The organism is Phycisphaerales bacterium (assembly GCA_029268515.1).
Taxonomy (GTDB): Bacteria; Planctomycetota; Phycisphaerae; order Phycisphaerales; family SM1A02; genus JAQWNP01.
In genome coordinates this window covers 20,922-46,913 of the sequence record JAQWNP010000015.1, presented here as the reverse complement: position 1 = coordinate 46,913, position 25,992 = coordinate 20,922, and the positions used below count along the sequence as shown (strand labels likewise).

The window sequence follows — 25,992 nt, the reverse complement described above, 5'->3', positions numbered from 1 at the left end:
GATGCTTTAGGGGCATTGACCCCATTGCTGTAAGAGTAGCCCCAGATCATCCGCCCCAACGCCGCCATCATGGTTGAGATCGGCGCGGCATGCATCTGGTGAGCTTTCCTGGCAACCTTGACCAAGGACACCAAATAGAAACAGTAGGTCAAACACATTAACCATTTGGTCGTTATTGAAATCGGCTGGCGAGCACGGTGCGCAGCGATCTCGGACAGCCATCGAGTTGTCGCCGCCTGCTGAGACCAGAACGTGATCATTGATCAGCGTTGGTTCACGAGCCTGACCATATTGGAAGGGGCCGAAGATGGAGTTTGGACCACCACCACCGCCTGGGCCTGGGCCAGAGTTAACCACGCCACCCCACGCAACGATCTGGCCGTGGCGTGTCAGTGCAATCGAATGCTCTGTGCCGCCATCAGTGACCGTGACATCTTCGAGATCGGCTGGAATGCTCAGTTGTCCGTTGCTGTTGCGTCCCCAACCAATAACGGTTCCATCTGCACGGACCGCAAGGCAATGATCTGAGCCACATGCAATGGAAACGACATCATCTAAACCGGGGGGGACCTGCGTTTGACCGTAGTTGTTGCGGCCCCAAGCCATCACCGTACCGTCTGACTGTAGCGCCAAGCTGTGGTGCTTGCCGCCGGCAATCATGGTGGCTTCATAAAGTGTCGTTGGCACCTCTGACTGCCCGTAGTTGTTATTGCCCCATGCAGTCACAGTGCCATCAGCGTTAATGGCTAAGGCGTGCTTGCTACCAGCGCCGATGGCGATGACATCGGTCAAATCTGCTGGTACATCAATTTGGCCATCGTGATTCGCGCCCCACGCGCGAACATATCCATTTGATTGCAGCGCCATCGAATAAGCATCGCCACCGTTAATGGCGATCACCTCGGTCAGATCTGCCGGTACGTTTGTCTGTCCCGATTCATTCGAGCCCCAGGCGACAACACTTCCATCATCGCGTAAGGCTAAGAGGTGGGCTTCACATGCAGAGATCGCTTTGACATTGGTGAGGTCCATGTCGACGGTGGGGGTGACACTTGCTTGGCCAGAAGAATCATCGCCCCATGCAAGGATCGTGCCGTTGCTTGTGAGCGCCATTGAATGCATAGCGCCGCAGGCAGCCACATCAACGTTGGTGAGGCCTGCGGGAATACTGGTTTGACCTTCAGCGTTGCGGCCCCAGCCAATCACCGATCCATTGGCTTGGACGGCCAGTGAGTGAAAAGCGCCACCGGCGACCGAGACGACATTGTGTAGGTCAGCTGGGACATCACACTGCTGTTGACTATTGCTGCCCCAGGTCACGACCGTACCGTCTTGGCGCACAGCTAAACAGTGGTTGTATCCACAAGCGATCGAAACAACATCATCAAGGCCGGCTGGTACATCAGTTTGTCCATGTTGGTTGTCACCCCAGACCACAACGGTGCCATCGCCTTGGAGCGCCATGGCATGGTTTGAGCCGGCGGCAATAGCTTTGACATTGGTGAGATTGGTAGGCGTCCAGTTCTCTCGTCCATGTGTGAAGATTGTTCCGTCGGCCATCAGCATTAAGGAAAAATGAACATCGGTGCCAGCGGCAATAGCAACCACATCAGTCAGGTTGTTGTATTGATAGCGCTGGTTGAGGTTGGCTCGATTGCGTCCCTGTAGCTTGCCATCATGTGAGAGTGTCAGCATCCAAGTACCACCAAAAGCAACAGCTTTGGTGGTGAACTGAGCAGATGCTGGTATGAGTGGTGGAGGGCCGTGGCTGCCTGTGAGCACGGCCGATTCTTCCTCGCCCCAAACAACGACCATGCCATCCGAGCGCAACGCGATAGAGTTGCTCTCTCCACTGCCAATCGCAGTCACGTCAACCAGCGGACTTGGTACGTCACGCTGTTTGGTAAGCCCCCAGGCCATCACATCGTCGCATCCTTCTTGAGCGGCTTGGATTGGCGTGTAAGCCAAGAGTACAGAGATCACTGTGGCGGAGACGAGGCGATAGACAGGCATAAGTAAGATCCACCAGGTAGAGATGTCCCCAGAGGCCTGATCAATTGCAGTGATCTCTTTTTAAAATATTCTTGCTCAGATCGCCTCTTGCCAAGGGCGACGGTCGAAGAGACCAACGGGCTCAATAAGACTATCCATCCCAATCTGTGATGGGGCGGGGCAGACGCAGCACACCTTCAATGGCCGCCAGTAAATCAGGTTCGCCCTCGAGGTTGTCGCCAACACTTAGCGAAGTTGCTGTTTGCACCCCAAACCATAGACGAGAAAAGGCGGCGGCAGATGCTCGTAGTAGGGGCAGTCCTTTTTCATGTTGGCTCTTAATAGAGCTCGATGGCCCCAGGGTGACACACCACTGGCCACCAATTCCACGCCAACCTTCATCGTCAGCAAGATAGGTCTCAATGGGATCATCGAGATCGAGGTTGAAGCGGACCGAATCACCAGGGAGTTGAACGGCGGCAATACAGGTAGGTAAATCGAGAATACGGATCTGCTCCCAACTCAGACTAAATGGTTTTACGTCAAAGTCACTTTTGCGGCGCGTTCGTAACACACGAAATGGTTCTTTCAATAAGTCCTGTAGCTGTACGAATGCCGGTTCTTCAAGACGGACACCATAAATCTGATCAGCCAGCGATCGAACTAGGCTGAGTAGCTCTATCAATTGCGCAGGCGTTTCATAGGCCATCCAACCAAGGGTGTATGGGCCATGTTCTTGCCCTGGCTTCATGGTCAAGTGGTGGGTCAGGCGTCCCTGATCGTTGTTAAAACCAAGGCCAAAGAAATCTTGGCGCCAGACAAAGTTGTTTTTTGTGGCGAGACTACTTTCAAGATTACAGGCGCCGTGTGTCTTCAGTCGCGTCAGGCGGTTTTGATGGACCTCTTCAACATCATCGAGGGTCAATCGTCGTGGCGTGCGGGTAAGTGAAGGCACGCGTAACTGCGCAGGGTCGATGGTCAGCTCCCGTTGGTATGAAAGAGAGCCGAAGCCGAGACGATCGTAGTAGCCTTGATCAAAGGCGCTCAAACGAGCAACGGCAGCGCCGGCGCCAGCTGTCTTTTGCATGAGAAGAGCCGTCGTTCGACTGGCCAAACCGCGCTGTCGCGCAATGCGGCTGGTGAGTACATCAGAAACATGACTCAGTGGTAAATCCTCAGTGAGATAACGCATCGTTCCTTTGACTGATTGAGCCAGCACTTCTGCGGCTCCATCAAGTTCAGTGACCAGTGTGTCACCGGATTTCCACCAAGCGTCAAGCTCAGAGATTTTTTCAAATTCGCTATGCTCAATCCAATTCGCTTCATGATAGATACGCGCGACATGGTCGCGATCGCGTTTGGAGTCATAGTTGCGCGTTACATTCTTTGCCATCACCCACCATTCTAAGCCATGTTCTTAGAATCATGCAGCTTGGTTCCTAAGGCGACCACTGAGAGGTGCCTCACAGCGATGGCATGCATTTCAGAGCAAAAAAACACGTCTACTGATAGCATTGATGGCATGTCAACCAAAGCATCTATCGGCATTGTGACGATTTCTGACCGCGCCTCTCGCGGTGATTATGAAGATCGCAGTGGCCCAGCCATTGAAGCCTGGCTTCTTGAAGTGCTGACGAGCCCTTGGCAACCGGAACGGCGTCTGGTGCCTGACGAGCAGCCGCAGATTGAGGCAGCTTTGTGTGAATTAAGTGACGAACTGAAGTGCGGTTTAATTGTCACGACAGGAGGCACTGGTCCGGCGCTAAGAGATATCACACCCGAAGCGACTGAAGCTGTTTGTCACCGAATTCTGCCAGGCTTTGGTGAGTTGATGCGCACCGAATCACTCAAGTCAGTTCCGACTGCGATTTTGTCGCGGCAAATAGCTGGCACGCGTGGCTCTTCATTGATCATCAATTTGCCAGGAAAACCAGCCGCCATTGCGGAGTGTCTCAATGCCGTCTTTGCGGCGGTGCCATATTGCATCGATTTGATTGGTGGACCCTATCTGGAAACCAATCCGAAGATCATTCAAGCGTTTCGTCCGCAATCAAAAAAATAAGAGGACTCAGTTCTATATGGCAATCGACTTACTCAAGCAAACCGATGGTTCCCGTTCATCCTTAGAGTGGATGGGTTCTGTCAAAGTAACGGCTTGGTGGTTTATTGTTCTGGTTCTGTTTGTCCATACTGTAACCAGCAGCTTCTTAAACCTAGTCTATTTCAAACAGGAATGGTCGGCACCGATCACACAGGCGACCGCTGGTCTGATCGGAGGCACACTTCAGGCCTACATCATCCAATTTATTATCATCGGGACATTGTTTTGGTGTATTGGACGGCTCCGTTTTCATGATCTGGCCTTGTTTCGAAAAAAAATATTGCCTGGTATTGCCTGGACAGTTGTTATTTGGGGTGCGGCCCAGATTGTGCAGCTCATTGAAAGTGGCGGAGATGCTACTTGGGCTCTGGGGTGGGGAACACATTTAATAGGTAATTTTCTAGGGCAGATTTTTGGGAATGCGCTCTATGAAGAGATTCTCTACCGCGCGTTCTTGATCAGTCAGATCTTTGTTCTACTGCGCATTGCTGGTATGCGAAGAACAATACCGATGCTCATTATCGCTATCTTGGTCTCACAATTTATTTTTGCTCTTGGACACGTACCAAATCGCCTCTACAAAGGTCGTTATGAAAATTGGCAGGCTGTTTGGAACGATCAATTAAGTTTGTTTATCTCTGGTCTCTTTCTGACAGCCTACTTCTTGCTAACCAACAATATCTTTATTGCCGTTGGTATTCATGCACTATCTAATGTGCCTATGCCTCTCGTAGAGGGTGCCAGCTTAAGGGGTCTTTCAGAACCATTACTTGTGGTCTTTGTGCTCCTGGCACTGTGGCGCCGCTGGCGGCGACGCACGAGGAAAATCCATCGTGAGCCTGCTAGTTAACCAGAGAGCTATATAGGTCGAGTTAGTTCTTTACGGGCTGCTCTGTCGCCTGCTCCTCAGCAGGGATCTCAGCTGGCTTGGCGCGCTGCTGAGCAAACATCCATTCTATGCCGCCTTGCGGTCCGTAAGCAATGTCCCAAGCGTTGTGGCCAACACCACGTAGCTCGGTGTGGCCCACCTGGCCGCCAGCATCACGAATCGCATTCACGAGATTACGTGAATACTTAATGTCAACCACCGAATCTTTATCGCCATGGAAGTTCCAAATTGGCAGATCGCTTTCAGCGAGTGTTTCAGCAGTGGCAGTACGCCCGCCGCCGCAGATCGGAACCACGGCTGCAAACCACTCGGGATGGCGCGCGGCCAAGTCCCATGATCCAAAGCCACCCATGGAAAGACCAGTGAGATAGATGCGCGAACGGTCTACGGAAGGATCTTGGGCGAGCTCACGAATCTTCTTGATCAGCGCTTGCATTGAGGGTGTCGGTACATTTGGATCAACCGGATCCTGGCCTCGGCGCGGGCGCGGTGACCAACCTCCGCCAGTGCACTGCGGCGCGAGCACAAATGCCTGATGTCGCATCAGGTGTGGTTCGGTCAGCATCTGTTTGGGAAAGCGCCTCAGTTGCATTTGATTGTCATTGCCGGTCTCACCACGACCATGGAGAAAGATGACCAAGGGAAGTGGGTTGTCGGCACTGGCGGTGGTGGGGCGGTGAAGACGATAGGGAAAAGTAGCTTCCGCGCCTTCAACCATGATGGTCGTATGCCCTGGTTCATAGGCTGCGAGGATATCATCCGGTGCAGAGGGTTGGGTCAGCAATAAAAGCAATATTGGCAAGACGGACATGAAGTGGCTCCTTGATGGCGCACAGCAAAGAAGAAAATAATCACGCAGCCGATTGCATTGAGCAATAAAGAGACACGGTGATTAGTCTCTCATGCGTTCATGCATCTCTCGCTCCATCTCAGCGTATTTATCTTTGGCTTCTCTTTCAGTCATGCGTCCGCTTTCAACGGCCTTTTCGAGTCGCTGAGCCACGCGCTTCATGTACTCTTCTTGCTGATCGGCATTCATGTGATCGTTGTCGCCACGTGAATGGCGCTTCATTTCTCGCTTCATCTCCTCGATACGCCGGTCTGCATCTTCTTCAGAGATTCTGCCTGATTCCACACCTCTCTTGAGTCGATCGACCGCACGGTTGTAGTCTTCTTTTGACATACCATCGCCTTGATCTCCACGCCTTTGATGATCTTGATCACGGCCCGTCATGTGCCGCTCCATCTCTTTCAGGCGTCGATGGGCATCTTCTTCACTGATATCACCACGGCGAACGGCTTCCATGAGTTCTCTTTCTTGTCGCTCAAAATCAGCATGACGTTCATCATGTTCATGGTGCTGCATCATGCCCATGCGTTCAGCGGTTTCCATGATCTGCCGCATTGCATCTTCTGGAGACATGCGTCCAGATTCAACGGCTTCGCCGAGGGTCATGAGCATGCCACCAATGCGGGCAGCCATGATGCGGTCGTGCCCCTGGTCATGATGGTCGTGCCCTTGGTCATGATGGTCGTCCCTGTGCTGGTGATCTTCTCGCCCATGACCATTTTCTTCATCGAGCATCGCCATGACACGATTACGAAATGCTGGGCCAGCGTCTTCATGTGACATTCGGCCTGATTCGATGCCGGCTTGGAATCGCTCGTAAATGGCCATAATTTGTGCAGCCTGTTCGCGATTAACGTCGCCTTCTCTGAGGCCATCTTCAATACGTGATCTCAGCGCTTCATGGGTTGGGAAAATCATTCTGCGTGAATCGGTTTCATCTTCGTCATGGTCGTTCCAGCCGAGGAGTTGGAGTACTTCTTCATGAAATACGCGAGCGGCTTCCTGCTTTGATAGCTCACCATCGGCGATCTGTGTTTGGAGCTCTTTGTGCAGTGTCATAATGTCACCAGCCTGTCGGCGACTCACTTCACCTTCTTCTACACCTTCCGCAATCATGTCGCGAAGCTCTTGGTCATCAGGGAAGTGTTCAAAGTCAATGTCATGCTCGTCGTGATGGCCGTGGTCATCATGATGCTCGTGGTCGTCATGATCTGCGTGGCTATGCCCGTCATGATCTTGGATCGCCTCACTGGTCTCATTGCCAGCATTCGCGGTGGCGTAGGCAGTGCTTGCAACATAGGTCATACCGCTCATCAGTAAAAGTAGCGTCAGGAGTAGGGCCAGCGGTGTTTTCGATTGAAGTCGATTTGCGTCTTGAGATGAAACTGGATTAACGATGCGTTTGATACGGGACATGAGCGAACCTCCGGTCAGTGCGAGTGCGGTATTTGGCAGTTGGTTTTGACGTTTAATGCGAAGTGCTTCAAGTTCGATAAGTGCTTCAGCAAATAATCGTGGTTTGCTAGTTACTGTTATTGCGGCGTCATCACAGCAATATTCTCTTTCGATACGAATATTCTTTGAGAGCCACCAAGTCATTGGGTGAAAAAAGAGCATTATTTCAATAGCACCTTGGGCGATATTGACCAGGTGGTCATAACGGCGAATGTGTGCAAGTTCATGAGTTAGGATCATTCGGATTTGATCTGTTGTCAGCGAGGTAAAGACTGATGTCGGAATCAGTACCACTGGACTCATCCATCCAATAACCATTGGCGTTTCAACGAGGCTACTTTGAAGTATTTTGATGCCTTTATTGATGCCCAGTTTTGCTTTGATTTCATCAAAGAGGCGATGCCATTTTTGATCAGGAGTGATGACTAGATTGGTTTTTAAATAGCGAGCAGTATTCCACTGCACCGCGAAGCGCGTCAACATAAAGAGAGCGCCGGCAAGCCATATCCAGGCCAGGGTATTAATAGTCCAGAGCGCGGTTGCCATTTGCCAGAAGGTGACATTTTCAGCAGGCAATGTTCCAGTGCTTTCATCGATGATGCTCATTGTCATATCGATTTGATGTTGTGCTTCTGATACAGGTGAATCAGCAAGTATGGTTGAAGACATCAGGAGGTCGCTATCGAGCCCTGATAAGGGTGCTTCACCACTTTGTGAGAAGATCAGAATGAAAGTGGTTACAAAAACAACAAGACCAAAGATCATGGAAACACAATTCACCATGTAACGAGATGTTGGAGTGGCTCGTCTTAAGATGGCGAGCACAAGTGCCGTAATGGCCGCGATCAAGAAGCCCTGCCATAGGAAGTGGGCGATTGTCAGTCCCAGTGTGGGCCATAGGTAGGAAAAGAGCGTTGCTTCATTCATTGTTGCCGCTCCAGTTTTTTGACCAAGTCACGTATTTCCTGAAGTTCTTCCGGCGTGGTTTTTCGCATTGAAAGTGCTTGGAGAACAAGATTGCCTGGAGAGCCACAAAAGGCTCGGTCAAGAAGATCTGCAACCATTGTTTTCTGTGTTTTCTTTTGTGAGTGACAGGCCTTATAAATCTGGGGTCGCACGTTTGTATCGCGGCTCAAAAGGCCCTTGTCTGTCATGATCTGCATGAACTTTAATACAGTTGTATAGCCAATCTCACTCTCGTCACTGAGATCATCATAGACCTCGCGCACAGTAGCACTGCCGCGTCTCCAGATGACATTCAGGATCTGGCATTCGGCATCGGTTGGTTTGCGTGCGCTCTTTTTCTGGGTCATATGGAGTATTGCCTCGTGTGGGATATCGTTGAGAGTATACACGAAGAAATTCGTCAGTCTAGTTGTGGCGTGTCGAAGGATAAGGATTTGACGGATAGCGATGGTTTTGGAGCCGTCCGAGGGTGATCGGCGCTAGTTGGCCATCGCCATCGCGAGCATCCATACTGTAATGCCGGCGCGGCCTGTCCATGCAATGGTTCGGACCCAGTTGGTGAGTACCAATCTGGCGATGACGGCATCGTCCTTGGCCCGCTCTAGCTTGAAGTGGCAGGGGATCTGTAAGGCAGCGGTCGAGAGCCAGATGATGACAATGAGAGCCACACCAATCCAGGCAGCCAAGAGCATCATTCCTTGAAGCGGTAATTGGACGAGCCAAACCGCGGCAATCAACTCGATGAGCATTAATGGACCGACGACAAAAGTAACACGAAACATGTGTGATGCTTGATAGTCAACAAAACCATCGGCGGGTACATGAATTTGGAGCGGATAGTGAGCGAGCTGGATAAGCCATATAAGGCCAAACATGCCACAACTGGCAAATGCCTGTGCAATGAGCAGTATCGATTCGGTGGTCATTCGTTCTTTGTGCCTGGGAAAAAGGAAGCAAGTACTTCGCCTCGATAGGCGAAGATCTTGCGTACGTCGCGTTCAACCATCAATCGATTAATCAGGCGACCGCCCCAAACGCGGTACCTGACGATGTCATCCATGATGGTGCTATCACCATCCTCTATAAAGATATGTTGGTGAAGCCATTTGCGATATGGGCCTTTGAGCTGATTGTCCTCAAATTTGTAGGGCGGGTCCCATGCGGTAATCTCTGTTCTCCACCGGATAGGTATTCCTCGAACACGAAGTTTGTAGTCAATCAAGGCGCCCTGGTGCATTTTGATTTCCCCAGGCGTGAGCACTTTGAAATTCAGAAACTCTGGTGTGAGTCGTTCTAGATTACGCGCATTTGAAAAAAAATCGAATACTTCATCACGGGGACGTTCAACGCGCGCTCTCGCTCGCAAGACAAAGTCACCATTTTCGCGTTGGACATCAGGTTCAATTGTCACTTTCAGTTGCTCCTGCCTTGGCAGACTTAAAAGCTTGGATCGCAAACGCTCTTGTCGTCTTTAGATCAACAATTTGCGTGGGGCGGCTATGCCCATTGAGCCATTGCGCTTGGTATTGCCGATCGGGATCGAACTTTTCTGCCTGTGACTCTGGGTTGAATATTCTGAAGTAAGGTGCCGCATCGGTTCCGGTCGAAGCCGCCCACTGCCAGCCGCCGTTGTTGCTCGCGAAATCATAGTCAATCAAATGCTTGGAAAAGTGTAGCTCGCCGAGACGCCAGTCGACCATCAGGTTCTTAGTCAGAAACATTGCAGTAACCATGCGAAGTCGATTGTGCATCCAACCAAGCTCTCTCAACTGAATCATAGCGGCATCGATGATATCAAAACCAGTTTGGCCATTCGTCCAAGCATTGAGTGCATCAGCGTCACTTCGCCATTCGAGTTTTTCAGTCCAATCCTGCATCGGCTGATTTTGTGAAACTTTGTCACGTGTCATCATGACATGTCGGTAGAACTCGCGCCAAACCAGTTCTTGTCGCCATACACGCGGTCCATCGGGCCATTGTTCTGGGTCCAGTCCATAGCGCTCAACTAACGGTCGAAGGCACATGACAGGTGAGATTGCTCCAACAGCAAGCCAAGGTGACAGGGTGCTGGTGCCATTGAGGTCAGGTCTGTCACGGTTGGTGTGGTAGTGATCAATAGGTCCTTGGAGAAAGGTATTGAGCCTTTCTAACGCCGAAGCTGTGCCAGCACACCAAGCGGTATGACTCCAAGTCGCTTCACCAAGATCGATATAGGGAACTTGCGGACTCGCTATTGGCGTTGCCGAGGCATGCGCTTTATCTAGATCAGGCAATCCCACCTGACTAAGTTGAGCGTCCCAGGCACGTCTAAAGGGGGTGTACACCGAGTAGGGGAGGTCTGACTTGCTACGGATGAGCTCCACTGGAAGAATTGACTCAGTTGTATGCTCAACCAATTTGATTCCGACATCACTGAGTTCTCTTTTGATGTTCTGATCACGTCTTCGCTCATCAAAGCCAGCCTGACGCCCGACATGCACGCACTTCGCTTTCATGTCTTGAGCCACTTCTGAGACGATGGTGCATTGAGATTTACATGTCGTTGCAATTTCAACCCGAAGTACAATGCCCATTGCGGCAAGTTGATCCGCAAGTGCTCGTACCGTATCTGTATACCAGGTCATGCATGGGATACCCCATCCATGAGCTTTCCATTGGATTCGATCCACAATGACAAGGCCGACGACCTCTTGAGAGGATCGCAAGGCTGCGTTGAGCGCCGGTTGCTCGGCCACTCGTAGATCATGTCGAAACCATACAAGTTCACACATCGGTTTGCCTCCCAGGTAGTGACTCGGCAAGCCTTCGGGATTCCCGGACAATCCCGTTGAGCATGCCAGAGAAGACAATTCCATGAAGTGGTTTGACCGCCATCCAATAAGCGATACCAAAGAGTCCTCTGGGACGAAAACGTGCGGTTTGAACTATTGAGGTGTTTTCATCAGTTTGTTCCAGAGAGAATTCGAGCGTGGCCGTGCCAGGCAGCTTCATTTCTGCAAAGAGGATCAATCTTCGGTCACGATCTGCGTGAAGCACCCGCCAGAAATCCAGGGCATCGCCGGTGCTAATGACGCGTTCGGTTCGCCGACCACGCCGCAAGCCAGGGCCTCCTGCAAGGCGGTCCATGATGCCACGAAGTTTCCAGAGCCAGTCTGCAGCGTAGTAGCCGTGGCCTCCACCAATCAGCGTAATGGCCTCATAGACTGCATGAACAGGTGCATCGACGGTGATCGAGCGTGAATCCGTGTAGACGCGACCGCCTGACCAGTCAGGATCTCCTGGCAACGGGCCGGCATCTGTCCAAGATGATTCAACGCTGTCGTCACGCGTGTGCTCCAAAGCAGCATCAATAGCAGCAGCGGCCGTCAGAGGTTTCCGGCCAAGCAATTCGTGGGAAGCGTTATCTCGACAGACAACACGGTTGCTCAGTCCGGCAGCAAGAGGTTGGGCAATAGCAGCGTCGACTGGCGTGACGAGATGGATCCAAAGAGCGCTGAGGCGTGGTGTTAAGATGGGGACAGGAATGACGCGTCTTGGTTTGAGGCCAAGTCGAACGGCAACCAGTCGCATGAGGAATTGATAATCGACAACATCAGCCCCTCCGATATCTAAAGTTTGGCCACTGGTCTCCGGATGTTCAATGCATGCCTCAAGTAATCGCAGTACATCAGCGATGGCAATTGGTTGCGACTCGGTGCGAACCCATCTTGGTGTGACCATGATCGGTAGTCGCTCGACGAGATAGCGAAGAATCTCAAACGACGCTGATCCGCTGCCAATAATCATGGCCGCTCGAAGCGTGGTCAGAGGTATGGACGTAGCGGCGAGGCTCTCTTCAACATCGCGTCGCGATTGGAGATGCTCACTAAGACGATCCTGTGACTCACCAAGTCCCCCGAGATAAATAATTCTCTGGACACCTGCTCGCTCAGCAGCCTGAGCGGTGTTTTTAGCAAGGTCATCGTCGACCGTGGCGTAAGACCGCCCGGCTGAACGCATCGAATGAACTAAGTAGAAGACGATTTCCTGGCCTTCAAGTTGTTTGGCAATATCGTCGGTATCTTCAAGATTGCACTTTGCGACGGTCAGGTTCGCTTGGTTCGGGAATGCTCGTGAAGTGAGCTTTTGAGGACTTCGAGCCAGGCAGTGCACCTGGTACCCGCTTCGCAGCAGCTGTGATATGAGCCGAGAGCCGACATAGCCGGTTCCGCCGAGTATGGCGATGCGAGGCTTTGGTTTGGATGATTCAGTTGGTTGGTTCATTGTTTTCATCCTTCAGGGGAGGTGCTCGAGGCACCTCCCCGAATGGAAGAAAGAGGGCTAGGGAAGTTACTTCTCAACAAATGAGCAGAGGAAGGAGCGATCAGTTCGATTGCGTCGTTTTCATGGTTGGGATCATGACGCGATCAATGACGTGGATGACGCCGTTACTTGTGTCAATATCAGTTGCAATGATTTTGGCTTTGCCAACCATGGCTCCATTTGACTGAACCGTGATCGGAAGAGTCGTGCCTGCGAGCGATGTTGCGGAGCCAGCAGAGACTGCGGTTGGTGAGTACACCCGACCTGCAACCACATGATGCTTCAAAATAGTCGCAAGCTGGTCACGATTCTCAGGCTTCAGCAGATTCGCAATCGTCTCTTTGCCCAGGGCATTGAATGCATCATCGGTGGGTGCGAAGACAGTAAACGGACCCTTTGTATCAAGCGTTTCTGCAAGTCCAGCCGCCTGAGCCGCAGCAAGCAGTGTTTTGAATGACCCAGCTTCTTTTGCTGTTTTTACAATGCTGGCGTCGGATGGCATCATCACTGTGTCGATCACATGAATGGTGCCGTTCTTGCAGACGATGTCAGCTGTCACGACTTTGGCGTCGTCGACCATGACCGCGTCTCCGGACCGCGAAAATTGGACCCAGCGTCCACCCGCCGTCTGTCCGCCGTTGGTCGACATTACCTTGCTGGCGGGCATATTCCCTGGAACCACGTGGTACGTCAGAATATCCGTAAGCGCTTGCTTGTTTTCTGGTTTGACCAACATCTCGACGGTTCCTGGCTTCAACTTGGCAAAGGCAGCGTTGGTTGGAGCAAACACCGTAAAAGGGCCGGGGCCTGCCAATGTCTCTGTCAGTTCTGCAGCATTGATCGCAGCGACGAGTGTTGAAAAGTCTGGATTGCTGGCAGCGACTTCGACAATTGTGGGTGCAGGTTGGCTGATCGAGGTTTGTACTGATTGGTTCGTGCTATCGCACTGTGCGAAGATTGCTGAGGCTGTGATGACTGAGGCGAGGAGCATGGTGAAATCCTTGTGAAAGTGGTAAATATCGTTCAAATCGTTCAAGTCTGTGTGAAGGATAGGTATATTTACGGCTTCGTCAAGCCAATATCCCAAAAAAAACGTTCAAAACATTCAATTCTTTTGTTTTATCCCATCATGGCCGATATACTCCTTATATGGCTGATGTCTGGACATCCCGCACGATTTCGCCTCGTGATCTCGCCAAGGCAGTTGGTGTGAGCGAATCTTCCGTAAAGAGGTGGGTGGATCAGGGGCACCTGCAATCAACTCGCACGGCGGGAGGTCATCGCAGAATTACTGTCCTTGACGCGCTCAGTGGTGTTCGGGCTCTCAGGCTGGAGATTCGCGATCCGGCGGTGTTAGGCATTGAGCATCTCATCGGCGCAGATGTCTCGGCAAGTACCTCGCCGGTAGAAGCGCTCGAGGCATCTTTAAGAGCTGGAGATCAGGATGCAACTCAGCAGTTGCTGATATCAGAGTTTTTAGCTGGTTGTTCCATGGCAGAACTTGCAGATCGCTTCGTTCGTCCAGCGATGCACTCAATAGGATCGGATGGGCATACGACTCAAGGAATACTGATAGAACATCGTGCGACGCAGATTTTAATGGCTGTCGTACACACGCTCCGCTCAATGACCGTTCATCAAGAACCGCTTTTTACGGCAACCGGTGGTGGGCTCGCTGGAGATCCGTATCAATTGCCATCTGCATTTATCGCCAGTGTTCTTGAGGATTGTGGTGGTTCGGTCAGCAATATTGGACCGAATACCCCGGTAGAGGTGATTCGGATGAACAGTATTGATTTGCCCAAAGAGGAACGTCCAGAGCTGGTGTGGGTTTCAATCAGTAGTGTAAAAGATCCCGTTGCTCGCTCTGAAGAGCTCAATAACCTGTTACATGATTGCCAGGCCCTTGGCGTGTTGCTCGCAGTCGGTGGTCGGCAGGTTGGAGAATTATCACTTGATGCGCTCCCTTGCCTCAGTATTCACACCTCAATGGCGACATTGAGTGAATTAGCCAAGTCGATTGGCTGAGTATCTTCAAACTATATTTTTGTAGTCAAAAATGATTGCGTTGTGTCGAATCACACTGTGCTCGTTGACTCATCGCCGAATATCTTTGTCCAAAAATTTACCTTAGCCTCATCCATCGCTCGGTTGAGTTTTGGGTACATCGCGGAGAAACAGTGATGCGATGATTGCCAGTATGACTGCGGCCATAAGTGGGAGCATGCTTATTCTAAAACTAAAGACAGTTTCTATCTGATCGCTATCAAGATTCATGTAGCTGAGCCAAGCTGACGGAAGTGTGTGAAAATCTGGAACATTTCCGAGAATGCTGGGCACGATAAGGTTGAGTATGCCAGCACCTATGTATCCACATGTTGTGACGAGACCGATCGCCGTGCCTTGAACGCTTCGTGGGCAATACTGAATCGCTGCAGGAAAGGCAAGCGTTGATCCACCTACGAAAAATCCAGATAGGAATAACAGGAGGGGCACCACAATGACAGGAAGATAGGGTGTGTAAATTAGTAAGCCGAGTAAGAAAACTGATGCGATCGCACAAATGCGACATGGAAAGGCTACTTTTCCGATCATGTCAGAAAACCAACCAAAACAAACACTACCGAAACCAAGCCCGATAGGGAGGAGGGCATTCAACAAAGCTGCAGTCTCTATTGGGTAACCATATGCTTGTTGGATTTGAATGTTCCAGAAGTCTGCGTAGGACAGAAAAGTGCCAAAAAGGCCCGTGAAGAAGATGCAAGCAAGCCAAACCTGCCATGAGCTAAACAGAAAGGCAAAGCCTTTGATCATTCCCATGGTTTCTTCTTCATCATCTATTTCGATTTGAGGCGTCTTGTTTTTGACGATCAATAGAATCAACGCCGCAATAACAACGTTGATAATCGCCCACCAAAGAATCACCGGTTTATACGGCAAACCAGCAATCGCCCAAGATCCAACTGCGCCCGCTATATTGGCAGACATATTGGTAACGCCACTCATTAAGCCAAAGCGTGATACGGGAAACCACTTGCTTGCCAAGTAGAGTGCACCTACGAATGCTGAGGAGAGGCCAATGGCCATAAGTGATCTGCCTAGATACATCACGAATGCGCTATCTGATGAGACGAACAAGAGCCCGCCTAAGGTTGCCATCACTGCTGTTACACCAATGAGCCAGCGACTTCCCAGCCGATCAATGAGTAGGCCAGCAGCAAGCTGTGCTATTGAATAAGCGAAAAAGAACAGGCCAGTCATTGCACTCAGATTTGCTTTTGATAATCCAGCTTCCTTCTCAATCATTGGCATCAGTACTGCAAATGACACGACACTAAATACACAAGACATGAGATAGAGGGCTGCGAGGCCCCAATTCCACCAGGACGCTGTATTCGGCAGTGTCTTTGGAGTCATAGACTGGTTCGTGGTCATCAAAAAATCCAAAGGTATGTTCGAGAAAGGTGCTGATAAAAAGTGACTGCAGATATCATTCTGGTATCACCAATCTTACAATATCCAGTACCGTAGTTCTGTTTTACTGTTACTACAGCTAATTGAATAGGTGCAAGTTTAGTCCCAAGTAGTTTGTTTAAGCTTGGTTTAAGAACGGGTTTACAAGGTGATGTCATGAATATCGCAGGCGTCCGTGACTATTTAAAGCCAGCGAATGATGAACAGGCTCGGCAATGGAAGCCGGGCAGTGCATTCTTGGCGGGTGGAACCTGGTTGTATTCAGAACCACAGATGACTGGGCGAATCACACCTGGGCAAGTTGACAGTAACGATGCCCCAGGCATTGAAACAATCATTGATTTGACTTCACTGAATTGGGATCCAATACAAGTCAGTGAATCTGGTCTTGAGATTGCTGCCACATGTCGCATTCACGAATTACTTGAGTATCAGTATCCATCTGATTGGCATGCTTGCGAGTTGTTTGAGAATTGTGCAAAGGCGCTTTCTGCATCATTCAAAATATTCAATGAAGCGACAGTGGGCGGTAATATTTGTATGTCGCTACCAGCTGGTTCAATGATCAGCATGGCAGCAGCATTGCATGCCGAGTACACCATCTGGCCTCATGGGGAAGACCCGATCAAGTCTTCGTCAATCGATTTTCACAGGGGTATTCTTGATAATGCTTTAGGCCCCGGTGACATACTTCGTAGTATCCATTTACCTAAAGCATGGTTGAAAAGACGTGTCTTCATGGATTTACGCTCCTTGACACACATTGGCCGTTCAGCAGCGCTGGTGATCGCAACAATTGATGACAAAACCAGAGAGGTTGAGTTCACGTTTACAGCATCGGTGACCAAGCCGTATCAAATTGCGTTTAAAAAACTACCAAGTTCAGGTGAACTGGATGTCGCTATACGGCAAGCGATTCCAAAAGAGGCGTATTTTGATGATCAGCATGGGGATGTTTTTTATCGTGAATCAATGTCGCACTATTTGGCTCAGCAGTTGCGCTCTAAAATAGACCACGGAGCAAGGTAAACAGTGTCTTTAATGGAGTTGACAGTAAACGGCATTGTGACTGAGGGTGTTCCCGAGCCAGGTGAGTGCCTTCGGAGTTATTTAAAACGCCTGGGTTTCACAGGCGTACGCCGTGGTTGTGATCAAGGTGATTGTGGAGCTTGTACGGTCTGGCTGGATGATAAGCCTGTGCATAGTTGTTTGGTTCCTGCGCCGAGATGCGCGGAGCGACATGTAACAACAATCGAGGGTTTGGCAACTGATGATGGTCTCGCACCGATTCAACAAGCGTTCCATGATGCCCAGGGTTTTCAATGTGGATTTTGTACCTCGGGCATGATCATGACAGCCGCTTCATTGGGCGACGTTGACGATGAAGACTTGCCTCAAAAACTAAAAGGTAATCTCTGTCGATGTACTGGATACCGTTCTATTCGCGATGCTCTACATGGTGTCTGTAACATTGACAAGGCGGAATCCAACGGTGGTGTTGGTGTTTGTCAGCCACTTTCATGCTCACATGAAGTGGTCACGGGCGCCACAAAATATGCGGGTGATGTTGAGCCTGAGGGAATGCTTCATGTGCGTGTATTGCGATCTGAGATTCCTGCGGGCAAGATAAAAGCCATTCATGCTGATGCAGCTCGGGCATTGCCGGGAGTGCATGCAGTGCTGACCTGGGAAGATTCACCTCGGCGACGATTTTCCACAGCGCTTCACGATGATTACAGAGTTGATGCAGATGATAAAAGGGTACTGGATGATGTGGTTCGTTTTGTGGGCCAGCGCGTTGCCGCAGTGGTCGCAGAAACGGATTCTATTGCTCAGGAAGGGTGCCAACTACTCGAAGTCGAATATGAACGGAAGCCGTCAGTACATGATCCAGAGCTTGCCATGCAAGATGACGCGCCCCGTGTTCATGATGATGATTATGGTTCAGTGCTTCTGGCTCCAAAATCAAATGTGTTGTTGGCCCTAGAAGGTGGTGTTGGTGATATTGACCAGGGATTTGCTGAAGCAGATTTGATCCATGAATCAATTGTGCAAACATCGCGTGCGCAACATGCGCATCTAGAGACACATTGTTCCATTGTGTCGATTACAGGCGAGGGCGATCTTGAAGTGCGAACAAGCACTCAGGCGCCATTCATTGCCAGAGAGAAGCTGGCACATATCTTTAGTGTGCCGATGCCAAAAATAAGGGTCTATAAGGATCGTGTGGGTGGAGGGTTTGGTGGAAAGCAAGAGGTGATTAGTGAAGATCTTGCCGTCCTTGCGGCCATGAAGACAAGGCGGCCATGTAAGTTCGACTTTACGAGGCAAGAAGAGTTTATAGCGGCCTCTTTTCGCCATCCCATGAAAGTAAGTGTCAAGACTGGGCACAAGAGTGATGGCACGATGACCGCGTTGCAGATAAAAGTCATCTCTGACACGGGTGCCTACGGAAATCACGGCGGAGAGACGTTGTACTCCGCTTGTCATGAACCTGTGTCACTCTATCGATGTCGCAACAAGAAAATTAACGGCTTTTCGGTTTATACCAACAACGTACCAAGCGGTGGTTTTCGTGGCTATGGGGCAACACAGACCGGACATGCAATAGAGACGCACTTAGATGCGGTGGCGACGAAGCTTGATATTGATCCGCTCGAACTCAGGCGAATAAATGTGATTCGTCCCGGCGATGCGATCACCGCGTTCAGTGATGATCATGGAACACATGAAATTGGTAGCTATGGTCTGTCTGAGTGTATTGATCGCGTGCAAGAACGAATGAGTGGAGAGGGTGGTGTTTCAGACCCTCCCGAAGAAGAAGGTTGGGTATGTGGTAATGGCTACGCAGTTGCTTTACAAAGCTGTACGCCACCCACCGTGCATCGCTCAATGGCAAGACTCGAGCTGCGGCCAGATGGTGCGTTTGATTATTACACTGGTTCTGCAGATATGGGCAACAGTACTGATACAACATTGGTGCAAATTCTGGCTGAGGCGATGGGTGTCCGCACTGAACAAATTCAAATTCATGCGGGTGATACTGCTGGCGGCGCCTTTGATACAGGCACTTTTGCAGGTGCAACTACTTTTGTCGCAGGAGGTGCCGCGGTTCGGGCTGGTGAGGCAATGCTCGAACGACTTAAAGATGAGGTATGTCAGATGACAGGTTGCGAGGCCGCAGAGAGTAAGCTCTCTGAAGGTGTCATCTGTACGGAAGACCGCTCTGTCTCACTTGTTGAGTTGCACAAGTTTATAAGCGATCAAGGTCGGGTTTGTAGCGTTGTTCGAAATCACCAGGCCGATCCAAGTAGTATTGGGTTTTGTGCTCAAGGTGTCCGTGTTGCGGTCAATAAGTACGATGGACACATCCGAGTGTTGAGATTTGTTGCAGGTGTTGACGTTGGTACGCTCATCAATCCAATGGTGTGTCGTGGGCAGATTGAAGGAGCGATAGCACAGGGGCTCGGTTGGATTCTCTCAGAGCGTATTTTGGCGGATGAACAAGGACGTATTCTCAATGATGCAATACGGCACTACAGGCTGCCCGCATATGCTGATATGCCTGAAATGGAAATTGACTTCATCGATACCCATGATCGGTATGGCACCATGGGGGCGAAGTCAATTGGAGAAATTGGTATCCACGCAGTTGCCCCAGCGGTAGCGAATGCTGTCTACCATGCGGTTGGAATTCGCTACAAGGAAATGCCTCTCATGCCACACACGGTGCTCAAAGGAATTGAGAAACGTGTGGGAGAAAAGATTTGAGTGTTGTCGGTCTTCTGCTTGCAGCTGGTCAAGGGCGTCGGATGGGTGGCGGTAAGCAGTTACTACCATGGCCACCACCAGATGGATCTGGCACGCTTATTGGTAGTGCTTTTGATCATCTCCAAGTTGCCTGTGATGAAATGATCGTTGTCTTGGGATATCAGCAACAAGAAGTAGAAGAGGCGCTTGTGCCCCGTGCCTATATCTCAGTTACTGCTGACCCAAGTAGAGAAATGTCTGCTTCGATAAAGTTAGGTTTAGTGCAGGCGCTCGCTTCCAAGGATTGTCAGTGCATTATTCTTCAGCCTGCTGATCACCCTGAGGTTTCTTCGCAAACGCTGGTGGCTCTCATTAGCGAGGCCTGTCAAAATAATGTAGCCGTCACGCCTTGTTACCAGGGACGCAATGGTCATCCCATAGCGATTCCAAGAAGTCTTGCTCAAACAATTGTTGATTCCGAAATACCTACAGGACTATCTAATTGGTTTCGTTTGAATGCATTGAGTCGAAAAATGATCGATGTCCATGACGCTACAGTAGTTGTCGATATTGATACCATAGAAGATGTCGAAAGAATAATAGCATCAAAGAATATGAGTAGATAAGAGAAAATGAGCGCCACGCAATACGTTCACGCGAAGTCTGATCAGACTGACTGGAATTTTGTTCCAGAGAACCTACTGCTTGGAAACGCTTTTGACTCAGTATGGTGTCGGCAGCTCATCGCGGAATTGCCAAATGTATGGCAGGTTAAATTGACCAGTGGGCAAGAGCTTCCTTCGCACTCGTTTGGATCTACAGTGGCACAGATCATGACCTATGGATCAGTATCCATAGAGGGTGAGTATGATTGCGATTCAGAAAGATGAGCCTCTAGGTGTGAACTGGTCCGATACGTAAAAGGAAGATGGGGCACCTATCTTTTACTGCAGGCAACTCTGCATGAAGTCTCAAATCAGTTTTGCTAAAGTGCGAATCTAATGACGACCGTTGACCTTGACAACTTACGCATATGTCTTCTCACAACTCAGGAGCTTGATGCTGCTCCTTTTCCGGAGGATGACTGGCCATGTGATCCGAGGCCTTTTATGCCAGAAGCTCTGTGGCATGTTGCCACACTTGTTGGTAAAGAAGCATCTGTCAATCAGGTAGAAAAACTCATTGCATCAAATGAATATGATGTCTTTTTTAACCTTTGTGACGGTGCCGCAGATCAAGATCTACCGGGTATTGAGGTGATACATGCGTTAGAGAAGGCTGGAGTTCCATTCACTGGTGCAACCTCAGAATGTTATGAACCAAGCCGTGTCGAAATGAAGGAGGCCTGTTATGCCTTGGGAATTGCGACACCGAACTATGTGCTGGCTCGCACTACTGAGGATGTAGAGCGTGCTGCTGCCACACTAAAGTTTCCTCTGTTTGTGAAGCACTACAGCAGCTATGCAAGTGTTGATTTGAGTCGTCGTTCACGCGTAAAAACTTCAGCTGGCTTGCGCATTCAGGCAAAAAAGATTATGTCTCGCCACGGTGCAGCACTCATTGAGGAATACATAGCCGGTATTGAATGTACGGTGCTGTTGGCAGAGAATCCTGAAGATCCAAGGAACCCGACAACCTATACGCCGGCACAATATAAGTTTCCTGAAGGAGAGAGTTTTAAGCACTCTGATCTAAAGTGGGTTGAATATGAAGGTCTCTCTTCTTTTGCCGTTCCAGATCCAGTCCTTGCGGCCAGACTTCGAGATGAATGCGCAAAATTTTTCGTGCAACTGAAGGCAGCAAGCTTTGCTCGATGTGATCTTCGCGTCGACAAAAGTGGCACGCCATTTATGCTTGAGATTAATGCGAATTGTGGCATCTACTATCCGCCGGCGGATTATGGCGCAGCTGATATTTGTCTCTCGTTGGATCCAGCGGGGCATAAAGGTTTTACTCGGCAGCTGGTAGCAGCTGCGTTTTTAAGAAACAAGAACCAATCTAAGGCGACGACTTCCTAAATATGGTGCAGATTGGTTTTCGAGCGGGTAGAGGTGTTCAGCACGGCAGAGCAGATATTGCAATAGATCAGCGGCCTCAAAAGAGGTCAGATAGCCTTCTCTATTGTGCCCTGAAATTATGAGGACTGAGCCATTGACTTTCTTTTGCCTTGGCCTTTGGGGTAGCCGCCAGACTTAAACTGAGTTGTTCCGTTCTTCTTGAACTTCTTCTTGAAGGGGCGTTGCTGCTGGTTGTTGCCATCGCGCTCGTCACGTGGTTTGTAGCCACCCTTGGCAAAGGAGCCTGCTGACTTCTTGAACTTCTTCTTGAAAGGGCGTTGCTGCTGGCTGTCGCCATCGCGCTCATCGCGTGGTTTGTAGCCACCCTTTGCAAAGGAGCCTGCTGACTTCTTGAACTTCTTCTTGAAAGGGCGTTGCTGTTGGTTGTCGCCATCGCGCTCATCGCGTGGTTTGTAGCCACCCTTGGCAAACGTTCCGTAGGACTTTTTGAACTTCTTCTTGAAAGGGCGTTGCTGTTGGCTATCACCATCACGCTCATCGCGTGGTTTGTAGCCAACCTTGGAGAAGGAACTTGCTGACTTTTTATGTCTGCTGTTTCGATCACGCGATTGTGTATCGCGTTGATCTCGACGTCCTGTTCTCTGTTTCTCTTCTCGATGATCACGTGAAGAGCGAGATTGGCCTGGCCGGTCCTCTTGATGGGCAAGCTTCTCGAGCTCCGGTAGCGGTTCAAAAGGTGCGAGTTGTATGTCAGCCCTACGTTCAATTGACTGGAGCATCCGCTTCTGGCCTGGCTCACAGAATGTAATCGCAATGCCACTGGCGCCAGCACGAGCAGTGCGGCCAATACGATGGACATATGTTTCAGGATCGATAGGCATGTCAAAGTTAATGACATGAGAAATCTGATCTACATCAATTCCGCGTGAGGCAATATCAGTTGCGACTAGCACATGTATTTTGCCTCTGCGAAAGTCGTTCATCGCATTATTTCGAGCTGCCTGAGTTTTATTTGAGTGAATCGCATCAGCATTGATGCCAGATCGGCGTAGCCATTGTGTAACGCGATCGGCTTTGTATTTCGTACGAGTGAAAATTAAAGCGCGTTCAAATTGCTCATTATTAATCAGCGAGATTAGAAGTTGGCCCTTGGCTTCTTGTTTGACCTTGAAAAAACGTTGTTTGATTGTGTCTACAGTTGTTGCCTCTGGTGCTGTTTCAATGACAACGGGATCACAAAGAAGATCATTAGCGAGTTGCCTAATATTCTTTGAGATGGTCGCTGAAAAAAGCATCGTTTGATGTTTTTCAGGAATGAGCGTTACAAGCTTCCGGATGTCGGTGATAAATCCCATGTCAAGCATGCGATCAGATTCATCTAGAACGAGCGTCTCAATCTTGGACAGGTCAACAATGCCCTGGTCATACAGATCTTTGAGACGACCAGGTGTTGCGATGAGTACATCTACGCCTTGGCGAATTGAACGGGTTTGATGGTATTGGCTGACACCGCCATAGATGACACTAAAGTTGAGTTTGAGATTGCGTCCATAATCAACGAAGCTCTCATGGATTTGCGTCGCCAGTTCTCGGGTGGGGCAAAGCACCAGTGCGCGAGCCGCTCTTGGCTGGGCTCTGCGTCCATATTTATTGGGACGCCGTTGGTTCAGATCTTGATTCTGTTCTCGATTTTTGGGATCGGCAAGGCGCTGCAGGATAGGCAGTGCAAAGGCGCAGGTTTTTCCCGTGCCTGTTTGAGCCGTGCCGAGAATATCACGCCCTGCCAAAGCAGGTGGTATCGCAGCGGTTTGAATTTCGGTAGCGGAGATATAGCCTTTGTCTGTGACTGCACGAACGATAGGCTCTGCAAGTTGCAGTGCGGAGAAGCTCATTGTTTTTAGATCCGTATTAAGAGTGGCTTAAAAAGCCTGGCGGGGGGATATTGTGAATGTGATTAAATTCACCTTGTGTACTACACAGAGCGCCTCCCCCCGCGGTCAGAATCACATCTGATTCTGCCAGTGGCGTCTGATCAAGCCCCACACAGTACTCGATCTGGCTTCACAAAGGTCGTAATTGATGGAGGAATTGCCAAACCTACTGATGGTTTAAGGCCTTTCAAGGTCCAGATACGAGGTTATTGGTGAAGCAGTGGCATCAGATCACCAGGATCTTGGGCCTTTCGGCCCACCCGGCGTTTCCTTTGTTGGATCTATGGATCAGCTGATTTACATCTTCATCGCCTTCATTGAAATAGAAAACGGTACAGAGCTATAGATTTCAGGGGGCTTGGCTTATGTACGAAACAGCCCGGCCTTGAGGGCCGGGCTGCGTGAGGAATCACGTTCTTGATTGAGCAATCAGTTTGTGCGGATCACTCTTTGCAGAAGGTGTTGTCACCTTTGTCAATGTAATCACCCTTGATGTCCTTGGCGTCATTGCCACAAGAAGTGGTTTTCTTGATCTCAACGGTAGGGGAGTCAACCAGCTTAAGGCCGTGGTCTTGATTGTCTTCAATCGTGCACTTGCCGATTTTACCAGTACAGCTCACGAGGCTGATGCCACCGATCGATTGTGCAGTCTTGTTTTTTAAAACTTCGAGATCTTTGAAGTGTATGGAGGTGTCAATCATGGAAATGGCACCGCCAATGTTTTCGTGGCCTGCAAGTAAGGTCGTCGCTTTGTTCTTTTCTAGAAGTCCGTTCTCAAAGGTAACGTCAGAGGTGTCTGCGAAGAGGCCTCCACCCTCGAAAGCCTTGTTTTTTGAAAAGCTCACGTTATTGAATTCTACTGTTGCCCAATCGCAATTGGCGCCACCGCCCGTGCCGTAAACGACGTTATTTTTCACAAACCTAACATCTTCGAATGAAGCCATGGCTTCTTCGATGTTGATGGCGCCAGCGTTTTCGTTCGCGGAGTTCTTCTTGAAATCGCTCGAGAAGAAGAAAGCGGTACTCGTATAGACGTCGATGGCGCCACCAAACTCACTCGTGTTCTGGCTGAACAGACACTCTTCGAAGTGGGCAGAAGAATATTGAAGCTGTACAGCGCCACCATACGAGCCAGGCCTGCTCACCGAGTTCTTATTGAACTTGCAATGACGGAAAAATACCTCGCTCGCACTGTCATATATTGACACAGCTCCACCATTGTCTGCGGCAGTATTTTTCTTGAATTCCGTGTCATGTATACCCGTCATAAATCTGAATTTAGTATCTCCGATGAAGATCGCGCCACCATCACTACTAGCAGCGTCGTTACCTTTAAAATCAGCGTTGGTAATCAAAAAAGGCGAATCGTCAAAAAACAGAGCGCCTCCTGCTACAGAGGCCTGATTCGAGATAAATTGAGTTTGATCGATCTCAAGAACGGCATCTGGATTGGAATCTTCTGCGTAGATGGCGCCGCCATATGTTGCATAGTTGTTCTTAAAGTATGAGTCTACGACGACGAGGCCATCGAAATTACTAGCATAGATGGCACCGCCTAAACTACCAATTGAGCCATTATCGATAAAGTGGCACGTGTCTATAGTCAGCTCACCAGCGAGTAGGTTAACAGCACTATTCGTAGCTATGACGGTTTGACTAATCGTGAATCCTTCAAGTGTCAGCTGAGGCGAAACACCGTCTACGAGTATGGTAAACGTTTTATCAATTTGGATGAATGTTGTGTCAGGGCCCTCTGTTGAGACAATGTGAAGTTGCTTTGAGTCGATATCTACATTCTTGTCTATGCTGTCAACGAAGTATGTGCAGGGAAGGACACTGATCGTGTCACCCGATTCGGCGGCATCAACAGCCTCTTGCAGGGTTTCATAGTCGCCACTACCCATGCAATCGACAACAATCGTGTCGGCGGACAGGAACGTTATATCCAAACTGGGTGGTCCCGCGAGAGAGGTGCCCGCTACAGCCAAGCTCGCCGATGCCGCTAAAGATATAGCTGTGCTCCTGATGTATTTGTCGGTATTCATTCGGTTACTCCCATTTTGTGAGTTTGTCGGCAGGCTTGCTGCCTAAAGAAACCTTTGCTCTATGAGGTACCGCGTAAGAGGGGCCTGGATGGGGCAACAGTCTCGGCTTCAAGGGCCAAAAACGCCATTTTTTTATCTATGGATCGACTTCTTTGACCTGTGGAGCTTTATCGAGACAGAAATCCGTATGGGGCTATAGATTTCAGGGGGCTTGGCTTA

21 protein-coding genes are annotated in these 25,992 nt (G+C 49.9%); 8 read left to right on the top strand and 13 right to left on the bottom strand.

What is annotated here, in order from left to right:
• Nucleotides 1–6: 6 nt before the first annotated feature.
• Both P8J86_10125 and P8J86_10120 read right to left on the bottom strand, forming a co-directional pair.
• A complete protein-coding gene (locus tag P8J86_10125; protein ID MDG2055052.1) occupies nt 7–2,013 on the bottom strand; it encodes a hypothetical protein in 2,007 nt (668 codons plus the stop codon).
• 130 nt (nt 2,014–2,143) lie between these two features.
• The gene (locus tag P8J86_10120) at nt 2,144–3,385 is read right to left on the bottom strand and encodes a hypothetical protein (protein ID MDG2055051.1); all 1,242 of its coding nucleotides are present in this window, start codon (nt 3,383–3,385) and stop codon (nt 2,144–2,146) included.
• A 78-nt stretch (nt 3,386–3,463) separates the two neighbouring features.
• Here P8J86_10120 and mog point away from each other — a divergent pair, with 78 nt between their 5' ends.
• Both mog and P8J86_10110 read left to right on the top strand, forming a co-directional pair.
• Nucleotides 3,464–4,054 (top strand): molybdopterin adenylyltransferase, encoded by a 591-nt coding sequence (gene mog, locus P8J86_10115; GenBank protein ID MDG2055050.1) that lies wholly within the window; start codon nt 3,464–3,466, stop codon nt 4,052–4,054.
• Nucleotides 4,055–4,070: 16 nt separating this feature from the next.
• Complete coding sequence (locus tag P8J86_10110) at nt 4,071–4,943, top strand: CPBP family intramembrane metalloprotease (protein MDG2055049.1); 873 nt, start codon at nt 4,071–4,073, stop codon at nt 4,941–4,943.
• A 22-nt stretch (nt 4,944–4,965) separates the two neighbouring features.
• Here the strand turns inward: P8J86_10110 and P8J86_10105 are convergent, their stop codons facing one another.
• The 8 genes from P8J86_10105 to P8J86_10070 all read right to left on the bottom strand — a co-directional run bounded on the left by P8J86_10105 (nt 4,966) and on the right by P8J86_10070 (nt 13,546).
• Complete coding sequence (locus tag P8J86_10105) at nt 4,966–5,793, bottom strand: alpha/beta fold hydrolase (protein ID MDG2055048.1); 828 nt, start codon at nt 5,791–5,793, stop codon at nt 4,966–4,968.
• Between the two features lie 81 nt (nt 5,794–5,874).
• A complete protein-coding gene (locus tag P8J86_10100) occupies nt 5,875–8,214 on the bottom strand; it encodes a M56 family metallopeptidase (protein ID MDG2055047.1) in 2,340 nt (779 codons plus the stop codon).
• The gene (locus tag P8J86_10095) at nt 8,211–8,600 is read right to left on the bottom strand and encodes a BlaI/MecI/CopY family transcriptional regulator (protein MDG2055046.1); all 390 of its coding nucleotides are present in this window, start codon (nt 8,598–8,600) and stop codon (nt 8,211–8,213) included. Before P8J86_10095 ends, P8J86_10100 begins: the two co-directional genes overlap by 4 nt.
• A 132-nt stretch (nt 8,601–8,732) precedes the next feature.
• Nucleotides 8,733–9,179, bottom strand: a complete 447-nt coding sequence (locus tag P8J86_10090) for a hypothetical protein (protein ID MDG2055045.1) — start codon at nt 9,177–9,179, stop codon at nt 8,733–8,735.
• Entirely contained in the window at nt 9,176–9,664 is a 489-nt protein-coding gene (locus P8J86_10085; GenBank protein ID MDG2055044.1) for an SRPBCC family protein, read from the bottom strand. Before P8J86_10085 ends, P8J86_10090 begins: the two co-directional genes overlap by 4 nt.
• Complete coding sequence (locus tag P8J86_10080; GenBank protein ID MDG2055043.1) at nt 9,654–11,024, bottom strand: deoxyribodipyrimidine photo-lyase; 1,371 nt, start codon at nt 11,022–11,024, stop codon at nt 9,654–9,656. The genes P8J86_10085 and P8J86_10080 overlap by 11 nt, the downstream gene beginning before the upstream one ends.
• Complete coding sequence (locus tag P8J86_10075; protein ID MDG2055042.1) at nt 11,017–12,516, bottom strand: SDR family oxidoreductase; 1,500 nt, start codon at nt 12,514–12,516, stop codon at nt 11,017–11,019. The genes P8J86_10080 and P8J86_10075 overlap by 8 nt, the downstream gene beginning before the upstream one ends.
• A 100-nt stretch (nt 12,517–12,616) precedes the next feature.
• Nucleotides 12,617–13,546, bottom strand: a complete 930-nt coding sequence (locus P8J86_10070; protein MDG2055041.1) for a fasciclin domain-containing protein — start codon at nt 13,544–13,546, stop codon at nt 12,617–12,619.
• 158 nt (nt 13,547–13,704) lie between these two features.
• On the opposite strand from P8J86_10070, the gene P8J86_10065 reads away from it, so the two are divergent.
• Entirely contained in the window at nt 13,705–14,583 is an 879-nt protein-coding gene (locus tag P8J86_10065; protein ID MDG2055040.1) for a hypothetical protein, read from the top strand.
• A 108-nt stretch (nt 14,584–14,691) separates the two neighbouring features.
• On the opposite strand, the gene P8J86_10060 is transcribed toward P8J86_10065, so the two are convergent.
• Entirely contained in the window at nt 14,692–15,990 is a 1,299-nt protein-coding gene (locus tag P8J86_10060; GenBank protein ID MDG2055039.1) for an MFS transporter, read from the bottom strand.
• Between the two features lie 195 nt (nt 15,991–16,185).
• Here P8J86_10060 and P8J86_10055 point away from each other — a divergent pair, with 195 nt between their 5' ends.
• From P8J86_10055 to P8J86_10035, 5 genes are all read left to right on the top strand, one after another.
• On the top strand, nt 16,186–17,058 hold the full coding sequence (locus tag P8J86_10055; GenBank protein MDG2055038.1) for an FAD binding domain-containing protein: 873 nt from the start codon (nt 16,186–16,188) through the stop codon (nt 17,056–17,058).
• A 12-nt stretch (nt 17,059–17,070) separates the two neighbouring features.
• Entirely contained in the window at nt 17,071–19,800 is a 2,730-nt protein-coding gene (locus P8J86_10050; GenBank protein ID MDG2055037.1) for a molybdopterin-dependent oxidoreductase, read from the top strand.
• Nucleotides 19,797–20,405 carry a nucleotidyltransferase family protein gene (locus P8J86_10045; protein MDG2055036.1) on the top strand — a complete coding sequence of 203 codons (609 nt, stop codon included), beginning with the start codon at nt 19,797–19,799 and terminating at the stop codon, nt 20,403–20,405. Before P8J86_10050 ends, P8J86_10045 begins: the two co-directional genes overlap by 4 nt.
• Before the next feature lie 6 nt (nt 20,406–20,411).
• Nucleotides 20,412–20,669 (top strand): hypothetical protein, encoded by a 258-nt coding sequence (locus tag P8J86_10040; protein ID MDG2055035.1) that lies wholly within the window; start codon nt 20,412–20,414, stop codon nt 20,667–20,669.
• A 219-nt stretch (nt 20,670–20,888) separates the two neighbouring features.
• Complete coding sequence (locus P8J86_10035) at nt 20,889–21,797, top strand: hypothetical protein (GenBank protein MDG2055034.1); 909 nt, start codon at nt 20,889–20,891, stop codon at nt 21,795–21,797.
• Nucleotides 21,798–21,913: 116 nt separating this feature from the next.
• On the opposite strand, the gene P8J86_10030 is transcribed toward P8J86_10035, so the two are convergent.
• Both P8J86_10030 and P8J86_10025 read right to left on the bottom strand, forming a co-directional pair.
• The gene (locus P8J86_10030; GenBank protein ID MDG2055033.1) at nt 21,914–23,689 is read right to left on the bottom strand and encodes a DEAD/DEAH box helicase; all 1,776 of its coding nucleotides are present in this window, start codon (nt 23,687–23,689) and stop codon (nt 21,914–21,916) included.
• A 482-nt stretch (nt 23,690–24,171) separates the two neighbouring features.
• A complete protein-coding gene (locus tag P8J86_10025) occupies nt 24,172–25,773 on the bottom strand; it encodes a hypothetical protein (GenBank protein ID MDG2055032.1) in 1,602 nt (533 codons plus the stop codon).
• Between the last annotated feature and the right edge of the window lie 219 nt (nt 25,774–25,992).

Bases quoted from the DNA above. Each gene is read 5' to 3' on its own strand.
- P8J86_10125 (MDG2055052.1), bottom strand. From the start codon at position 2,013: ATGCCTGTCTATCGCCTCGTCTCCGCCACAGTGATCTCTGTACTCTTG.
- P8J86_10120 (MDG2055051.1), bottom strand. From the start codon at position 3,385: ATGGCAAAGAATGTAACGCGCAACTATGACTCCAAACGCGATCGCGAC.
- mog (MDG2055050.1), top strand. From the start codon at position 3,464: ATGGCATGCATTTCAGAGCAAAAAAACACGTCTACTGATAGCATTGAT.
- P8J86_10110 (MDG2055049.1), top strand. From the start codon at position 4,071: ATGGCAATCGACTTACTCAAGCAAACCGATGGTTCCCGTTCATCCTTA.
- P8J86_10105 (MDG2055048.1), bottom strand. From the start codon at position 5,793: ATGTCCGTCTTGCCAATATTGCTTTTATTGCTGACCCAACCCTCTGCA.
- P8J86_10100 (MDG2055047.1), bottom strand. From the start codon at position 8,214: ATGAATGAAGCAACGCTCTTTTCCTACCTATGGCCCACACTGGGACTG.
- P8J86_10095 (MDG2055046.1), bottom strand. From the start codon at position 8,600: ATGACCCAGAAAAAGAGCGCACGCAAACCAACCGATGCCGAATGCCAG.
- P8J86_10090 (MDG2055045.1), bottom strand. From the start codon at position 9,179: ATGACCACCGAATCGATACTGCTCATTGCACAGGCATTTGCCAGTTGT.
- P8J86_10080 (MDG2055043.1), bottom strand. From the start codon at position 11,024: ATGTGTGAACTTGTATGGTTTCGACATGATCTACGAGTGGCCGAGCAA.
- P8J86_10075 (MDG2055042.1), bottom strand. From the start codon at position 12,516: ATGAACCAACCAACTGAATCATCCAAACCAAAGCCTCGCATCGCCATA.
- P8J86_10070 (MDG2055041.1), bottom strand. From the start codon at position 13,546: ATGCTCCTCGCCTCAGTCATCACAGCCTCAGCAATCTTCGCACAGTGC.
- P8J86_10065 (MDG2055040.1), top strand. From the start codon at position 13,705: ATGGCTGATGTCTGGACATCCCGCACGATTTCGCCTCGTGATCTCGCC.
- P8J86_10060 (MDG2055039.1), bottom strand. From the start codon at position 15,990: ATGACCACGAACCAGTCTATGACTCCAAAGACACTGCCGAATACAGCG.
- P8J86_10055 (MDG2055038.1), top strand. From the start codon at position 16,186: ATGAATATCGCAGGCGTCCGTGACTATTTAAAGCCAGCGAATGATGAA.
- P8J86_10050 (MDG2055037.1), top strand. From the start codon at position 17,071: ATGGAGTTGACAGTAAACGGCATTGTGACTGAGGGTGTTCCCGAGCCA.
- P8J86_10040 (MDG2055035.1), top strand. From the start codon at position 20,412: ATGAGCGCCACGCAATACGTTCACGCGAAGTCTGATCAGACTGACTGG.
- P8J86_10035 (MDG2055034.1), top strand. From the start codon at position 20,889: ATGCCAGAAGCTCTGTGGCATGTTGCCACACTTGTTGGTAAAGAAGCA.
- P8J86_10030 (MDG2055033.1), bottom strand. From the start codon at position 23,689: ATGAGCTTCTCCGCACTGCAACTTGCAGAGCCTATCGTTCGTGCAGTC.
- P8J86_10025 (MDG2055032.1), bottom strand. From the start codon at position 25,773: ATGAATACCGACAAATACATCAGGAGCACAGCTATATCTTTAGCGGCA.